Here is a 7,405-nt window from a genome sequence, read left to right as displayed (position 1 = left end):
CGCCCCTCCCGCCGCCCGCGGCGGCGCGGCTGCTGCCAGGCCCCCCCCCCCCCCCCCCCCCCCCCCCCGCGTCCCGACGGGTCGCGCATATGTACCGCAGTTCCCTCTTGAACTGACGCTCCAATGTCCCCTGGTGAAAGGCCCGGCATGCCGCCGGGCCGCACCTTGCCAGGAGATGCGCCATGACCTTCGACCCTACCCCCGAATCGCAGCCGCTTGATGAGCTACTGGCCGCCGTGCGCCAACAGCTGCCCGCCTGGGTGCTGGCGGCCACGCCCGACCAGCAACGCCGCCTCGACCGCCATGAGCGCCAGGTGCAGGCGCTGGAACAAGCTTTGAGCGCCGAGCTGGGCGCGAACGCCTCGTTGCTGGCCTACAGCAACGCGCACATGGCCGCCGCGTTGAAGCCACTGGTTGATGAAGCACTGGACCCCGCATTGCTGATGGTGACCACGCCGCGGGAGGTAATGGCGGGCAAGCTTGCGTGCCAATGGACCCGCTCGGTGTCCGCCATTGCCGCCTATGGCCTGCCCGCCGGGGATGAAACCGCCGGCTCGGCGTTCCTCGCCCGCAGCACCCTGACCTACGATGGCGAGCCGCTGCCGTCGCACCTGACAATGCTCACCCCCGAGCGCTTGGCGACGGTGCTGGCGCCATTGCAACTGCGCGTTGATTTCCACCATGCCCAGGCCAGCCTCTGGACCGACGCCCGCCAGGCCACGCTGGGGCAGTTGCTGCTCGCCCGCGCCGACGCCTCGGCCTATGCCGCGTTACTGCGTGGCGACCTCAGTACCCAGGACCAGGCTGCCTGGAAAGCCGCCTTGAACGCAAAGGCCGGTAAATGCCAGACCGTGGTGCTGGACAACGCCCCTGCCATCGGCCAGGGGGCCGTGCGCCCGCGCGCGGTGTTGCAGCTCAACGGCCTGATGGTGGTGCGCCACCGGCCTGCCGAGGCCAGCGCCGACAGCTTCCTGCTGTACGCCGCCGACGCGCCCGGCGAGCGGCAATGGTGGGGCAGCCTGGACGAGGCGGCGCTGGAGGCAATGTTGACCGGCTGGTGCGGCACAAGCTGGCTGAAGGCGCAGATTGCCGAACACGACCAGGAAGCCTTGGCCATGGCCCTGCGCGAGCCACGCTGGGTGCGCTGGGACGCGCCCACGCCACAACGGCTGTTCCAATTGCGCGCGCAGTGGCAGGTCGGTCGGCAACAGGCGTTGCAGCACTACCTGAACCCGGCCTGGTACATCAACGCGCCGCTGGCCAAGCGCCGGGAGTTGCTACGCCGGGAAACCTCGCTGCAACTGCTGCGCGAGCATGTGCAGGCGAGTCTGCCTATACCTGCCTTCCAGCTGTTCGCCCGCGACAAGGCCGCGGCGCTGCTGGCCATACTGTTGAGCGAGGAGGTCGATCCCGATACGGTCCTGCTGACCGCCTTCAACCGCACCTGCACCTTCACCGAACTGGTGATTACCGGCCTGCAGCGTGCCTTCGAACCACCGTTCGACCTGACCCTGATAGCACCCGACGAGCTGGGCTACGTGCACCGGCCCGAGCATGCGCGCCAGGTGAGCGCCAGCGGCCCGGCCGGGCTGGACCTGAGCCCATTGACCTGGGAGCGGTTGGAGAAAGATGTGGACGGCCAGTGGCTGGCGGACCAGTACGCGGCGCATGTGCAAACGCAGCTGCTGGATGCCAGCGCCGTCGGTTACGCCGGGCGCCGCGCGCTTTATGCCGAGATGGCCCGCCAGGACTTCCAGCGCGCGGCACTGGCCGGCGTCCTGCAAGGCAGCCTGGCCGCCGGGCAGCAGGCGTTGGTGGAACAGTTTGCCCAACCGCCAGGGGAGGCGGATGACTGGGTGGAACTCTTCAGCCTGCAGTTCGAGGTGGGTAGTTTGGTGAACGTGCACAAATACCCCTGGCTGAACCTTCTGCCCCGCGGCCAGCGCAGCCATGAAACCGTCGAGGGGCTGTGGGTGTTCAAAGAGGGTGACCGGTCACTGGTCTACACCCCCGGCGCGCCGGATGGCCTGGAGTTCCGGCCGCTTTCGGGCATGGCCCGGGCGGTGCGTCGCCAGGACATGACGGACTACCTGCTGGCGCGCCTGCGGGTGAAGGTGCAGGACTGGATGACCTACCAACTGCGCGCCGTCGGCGATGGCGCTGCACCCGGGCCGCAAGCCTCGGCGCTGCCGGTGGCCAACCTGCATGAGGCCTTCTACGACCAGCACGTGCGCCAGGCGCTGGCGCGGGTGGCCGAAAGTCACGTCGGGCAGGCCCAGGCCCTGCGCGAGCGCATTGAACGTGCGCTGTTCGCCGTGGAGCTGGTGCTGATGGTCGCGACCCTGCCGTTCCCGCCGGCAGCGTTTGCACTGGGCACGCTGTTTGCGCTCAAGGACCTGGCCTTGGCCATCGACGCGCAACAGCGTGGCGACAAGGACGCGGTGCCGGGCCATGCCCTGGGCGCCGCACTCAATGCGCTGGGCGCGTTGGGCGACCTGGCCGTGGGCGCCAAGGGCGCGGGTGCCTGGTTGCGGCTGGCGCGCAACCGTCAGGAAAAGCGGGCGGCAGTGTTGCCGGTTGACCTGCGCATTGACCGCACCTTCGCCCTCAAACAGGCCCCGGCGCCGCTGGAAGCGGTCACCAATGGCCTGTTCGCCGGCACTTGGCGCAAGGACGGGCCGGGGTTCAGCAGCAGCTATATCCGTGATGAAGCGGGGCGTTGGTTCCGCGTGCAGCGCGCCACTGACCGTACCCCGCTGGAGGTGCTGCGGGTGGTGTCGGAGCACGGCGAACGCCATGGCCATGCGGTGCACCTCACTGCCAGCGGGTTGTGGCGTCGACAGGCAACGGGGACCGGGCTGGCAGGTGGCCTGGACGATGTGCCGGAGCGCCTTCAGGAGGCTCTGGATGCCCTCAGCGACGATGAGCTGATGCGCTATTTTCTGGTGACCGCAGATGACCTGGCGGACTTCCGCCGGCGCGACGCCGTGGCCTTGCGGGTGGTGTGGGGGCTTTGCACCGACAGTCCTTCGGGGTTGCTGCTGCAACACTTGCGCACCTACCTGGCCAGCAACGGCAGGTTTCCGCCATGGGGGGAGGCGCTGGATGGCCTGAACCGAGTGCCGCTGGACGTCGTGCGCGATGTGTTCGCGCACTGCACGCCTGCCGAGTGGCAACTGTTTCGCAACCAGTTCAGGTTTCCGGAAACACCGCACCTGTTTGAAAGCGTGCTGGCCCTTGAAATCAAGCGCCTGCGTGGCACCCCCGAATGGCTGGTGCCGTATGCCCGCGACGCCATCGCCGGGCAGCACCTGGACCGCATGCTGCGGTTGCTGGAGGAAATCGCGGTGTACCAGCGGGTTGGGCCCGGCGGCGCGGTGCTGCGCAGCCTCGACGGCAGTGGCAAGGAGTTCATTGTGGTGCACTTTCAAGTGCGCCCGGTGTGGGGCAGCGTGCCTCGGCGTGAGGTGCCGGAAGCGGTATTTGGCCTGGGGCGCATTGGTGACGGTAGCATGCTGGAGCTCAATGAACTGAAACCGCACCGAGCGCTCTGGGATGGCAGCGTGTGGGTCGACCAGGGTGAACTGTTCCCCGGTGGCGTGGCGGGCGCGATTGCCGACCGGTTCCCCTCGTTCGACCAGTTGTCGTGCCAGGGCATTGCCGCGATGATGCTCGAAAGCGCCGGGCCATCCAGCCTGCAGTTCTCCACCGCGCATTTGCTCAACGTCCGTTGGCAGATAGAACAATGGACGTCGGCGGCGCGCAATTTCCAGGACACGGCGCTGGACCCGCTGGCACTGCTGCGACCCTCGTCGGCACGGGACATGACCTACGATTTCAACAAGACCACCACCAGCGAAAGCCGGCGCGAATGGGTAATGCGCGTCGATGAGCTGGACAATACCCCTGAACTGGTAGTCGGGAAATTGCGCACCAGCGCTGGCGATTACTATGATCGCCTGCCTGGCGGGCCTGCCATCAACCTGCGCCATGGCCCGGAAATGGTGTTGCGCAACCCTGTATCAGGGGATGTGTACGTGGTGCTGGTACGGCAGATGAAGGTGATGAACCCTGCGCACGAGCGTATTTTCCTCGAAGCTGATGCCTACGTGCGGCAGTTGCAGCTGACCTTGCCGCCGGACACCTACCAGCAGGTGCAGGCGGCCAGGGCGCGCAACCGCCTGCACCTGATCATGGCCAACCTGACCCGGGCCACCTACCACCGGCAGATCAAGCTGATGAAGTTCGAGCTGCCGCCCTACCTCAGCGGGAGCTGAGCAACGACACCGCGCCCGCCGTGCCGAATAGCCCGGCGCTGACGCGGTTGAACCAGCTTTGCCCGCGGCCGCTGCGCAGGTAGCGCGCCGCACCGTGGGCCCCCAGGCCGTACCCCAGCTTGCACAGCAGGTCGAGCACGGCCCAGGTGGCAATCATGATGCCCAACTGCGCCGCCAGCGAGTGTTCGGCATTGAGGAACTGTGGCAGGAAGGCGGCGAAGAACAGGATGTCCTTGGGGTTGCTGGCGCCCAGGGCGAAGGCACGCCAGAACAGCGCGCCAAAGCGCGGCGCGGGCAGGGTGCCGGGCACCTCGGCAGCGCTGGGCGCGCGGCGCGACTGCTGCCAGCTTTGCCAGGCAAGGTAGAACAGGTACAGCGCGCCGGCGATCTTCAGCGCGCTGAACACCTGCTCCGATGCCATCAGCAACGCGCCCAGGCCCAGCGCCGAAGCGCTGAGCAGGCAGATGGAAGCACTTACCCCACCCAGGAACGCCGGGTAGGAGCGGCGCAGGCCGTAGTTCAGGCTGTTGCCGATCATCAGCAGCGACAGCGGGCCGGGGATGACGATCACCACCAGCGCCGCGACGCTGAACAACAGCCAGGTTTCCACACTCATTGTTTTTCTCCTCAGGACTTCCGGTTACAGGAAGATGAACTTGGCGATGAATATCGCACACAGCACCCACAGGCTCACCGAGATCTCGCGGTGTTTGCCGGTGCCCGCCTTCAAGGCCACGTAGGTGATGAAGCCCAGGGCAATGCCGTCCGCCACCGAGAAGGTCAGCGGCATCATGATCAGGGTGACGATGGCCGGAATGCTGTCGGTGGCTTCGTCCCAGTTGATGTGGGCCATGCCGCCCATCATCAGCATGGCCACGTAGATCAGCGCGCCGGCGGTAGCATAAGCCGGAATCATGCCAGCCAGCGGTGCGAAAAACATCGCCGCGACGAACAGCAGGCCCACGGTGACTGCCGTCAGCCCGGTGCGGCCACCGGCGGCCACGCCCGCAGCGCTCTCCACGTAGCTGGTCACCGGCGGCACGCCGACCATGGCGCCGAACACGCTGGAGGCGCTGTCGGCCTTCAGGGCGCGGGAGAGGTTTTCGATGCGGCCCTCGGCGTTCACCAGGTTGGCGCGCTGGGCCACGCCCATCAGCGTGCCGGCGGTGTCGAACATGTGCACGAACAGGAAGGCCAGCACCACGCTGATCATGCTGACGTTGAACACCCCGGCCACGTCCATGGCCATCCAGGTAGGCGCCAGGCTGGGCGGCAGCGAGAACACCCCGCCGTATTGCACGATGCCCAGGCCCCAGCCGATCAGAGTGACGCTGACGATGCTGATGAGGATGGCGCCGAACACCCGGTGGTAGCTGAGCACGGCAATCATCAGGAAGCACAGCGCGGTCAGCAGCGGCCCGGCCTCATGCAGCGAGCCGAGCTTGATCAGCGTGGCGGGGCTGGCGACGATAATGCCCGAGGTCTTCAGGCCGATGACGCCCAGGAACAGCCCGACGCCGGCGCCCATGGCATGGCGCAGGCTGACCGGGATGCTGTTGAGCAGCCACTCGCGCACGCGCGACAGGGTCAGCACCATGAACAGCACGCCAGAGATGAACACCGCGCCCAGGGCGGTCTGCCAGGAATACCCCATGGTGCCGACCACGGTGTAGGTGAAGAAGGCGTTCAAGCCCATGCCCGGCGCCAGGCCCACTGGCCAGTTGGCGTACAGGCCCATCAGCAGGCAGCCCAGGGCGGCCGCGATGCAGGTGGCGACGAACGCCGCGCCGTGGTCGATGCCGGCGTCGGCCATGATGTTGGGGTTGACGAAGATGATGTAGGCCATGGTAATGAAGGTGGTCAGGCCGGCGATCAGTTCGGTGCGCACCGTGGTGCCGTGCAGGCTCAGCTTGAACAGGCGTTCCAGCAGGCCACGGCGCAGGGGCGGGGCCAGGTCCAGGGGTGCGGCTTCGGATTTATTGCTTTCCACAGCGGGTTACTCCTCAAGGCTTTTGTTGTTTTCCGAAGCCACGCCCAATGGTGCGCAACCCCGTGAGGCAGGTAAGAGTGGTAATGCCGGCGACCGTTATTATTTGACCTGTGGGTCAGGAAAGTCGCTCGTGGGGATTATGCGTTTGTATACAAAGAATGCAAATAATGTTTTTGATTTTGTGCGCACTTTATTTGCCGATCGCGCTATATGGCCGCCGCCGGTGGTTGCCAAGTGCCGCTATGCTTGAACTGACACAAGCCCGTGGCCCTGTGTACAATGGGCCTTACTGCCGCAAAACCTTCACCTTCGAGTGCCCATGAACGAACAGCTGCAACCCCTCAAGAAACCCACGCGCGCGGCCAAGGCCGGGCGCCTCGGCACCCAGGACGACATCGTCTACGCCCATATTTTCGAGGCCATTCTCGAACAGCGCCTGGCGCCCGGGACCAAATTGAGCGAGGAAGCGCTGGGCGAGATCTTCGGCGTCAGCCGCACCATCATTCGCCGCGCGCTGTCGCGCCTGGCCCATGAAGGCGTGGTGCTGTTGCGCCCCAACCGCGGCGCGGTGGTGGCCAGCCCCAGCGTGGAAGAGGCGCGGCAAGTGTTCTTCGCCCGCCGCATGGTGGAGCGTGCGATCACCGAGCTTGCGGTAGAGCACGCCACGGCCGAGCAATTGGCCGAGCTGCGGCAAATGGTGCTGGATGAGCGCGACAGCTTCTCGCGCGGCGACCGTGGCGCCGGCATTCGCCTGTCGGGGGAATTCCACCTGAAGCTCGCCGAGGCGGCGAAGAACGCGCCGTTGATCAGCTTCCAGCGCAGCCTGGTGTCGCAGACCTCGCTGATCATCGCCCAGTACGAAAGCGGCAACCGCTCGCACTGTTCCTACGATGAACACACCCAGCTGATCGACGCCATCGAGGCCCGCGACGCGGCCCTGGCGGTGGACCTGATGATGCACCACATGGACCACATCGACAGCAAGCTGAACCTGGACGAGGAAAGCGCCTCGGACGACCTGCACGCGGTGTTCTCGCACCTGTTGCAGGGCAAGAAGGGTAGTAAATAACGGACGCGGGGGGGGGGCGCGGGGGCCAGGGGGGTGGGGGGGGGCCCCCCCCCCCGCCCGCCCCCAAAC

Annotated in this window: 4 protein-coding genes; 2 read left to right on the top strand and 2 right to left on the bottom strand. The window is 66.5% G+C overall.

Annotation, left to right across the window (positions count from 1 at the left end; translation table 11 throughout):
- Nucleotides 1-182 precede the first annotated feature (182 nt).
- On the top strand, nucleotides 183-4,277 hold the full coding sequence (locus tag AC0SZ7_RS20390) for a hypothetical protein (RefSeq protein ID WP_475506085.1): 4,095 nt from the start codon (nucleotides 183-185) through the stop codon (nucleotides 4,275-4,277).
- Here AC0SZ7_RS20390 and AC0SZ7_RS20385 read toward each other — a convergent pair.
- Both AC0SZ7_RS20385 and AC0SZ7_RS20380 read right to left on the bottom strand, forming a co-directional pair.
- Nucleotides 4,264-4,893 carry a LysE family translocator gene (locus tag AC0SZ7_RS20385; RefSeq protein ID WP_475506084.1) on the bottom strand — a complete coding sequence of 210 codons (630 nt, stop codon included), beginning with the start codon at nucleotides 4,891-4,893 and terminating at the stop codon, nucleotides 4,264-4,266. The genes AC0SZ7_RS20390 and AC0SZ7_RS20385 overlap by 14 nt on opposite strands.
- Nucleotides 4,894-4,917: 24 nt before the next feature.
- Nucleotides 4,918-6,267, bottom strand: a complete 1,350-nt coding sequence (locus AC0SZ7_RS20380) for an NCS2 family permease (protein WP_475506083.1) — start codon at nucleotides 6,265-6,267, stop codon at nucleotides 4,918-4,920.
- Between the two features lie 319 nt (nucleotides 6,268-6,586).
- On the opposite strand from AC0SZ7_RS20380, the gene AC0SZ7_RS20375 reads away from it, so the two are divergent.
- The gene (locus AC0SZ7_RS20375) at nucleotides 6,587-7,336 is read left to right on the top strand and encodes a GntR family transcriptional regulator (protein ID WP_475506082.1); all 750 of its coding nucleotides are present in this window, start codon (nucleotides 6,587-6,589) and stop codon (nucleotides 7,334-7,336) included.
- Nucleotides 7,337-7,405: the final 69 nt, after the last annotated feature.

The sequence above is a fragment of the Pseudomonas sp. JC1203 genome, from assembly GCF_056175065.1.
Note: the sequence above shows the minus strand (reverse complement) of the source record. Positions and strands in the feature narration are given on the sequence as shown.

Coding starts and splice junctions, on each gene's coding strand:
- AC0SZ7_RS20390 (WP_475506085.1), top strand. CDS start 183: ATGACCTTCGACCCTACCCCCGAATCGCAGCCGCTTGATGAGCTACTG.
- AC0SZ7_RS20385 (WP_475506084.1), bottom strand. CDS start 4,893: ATGAGTGTGGAAACCTGGCTGTTGTTCAGCGTCGCGGCGCTGGTGGTG.
- AC0SZ7_RS20375 (WP_475506082.1), top strand. CDS start 6,587: ATGAACGAACAGCTGCAACCCCTCAAGAAACCCACGCGCGCGGCCAAG.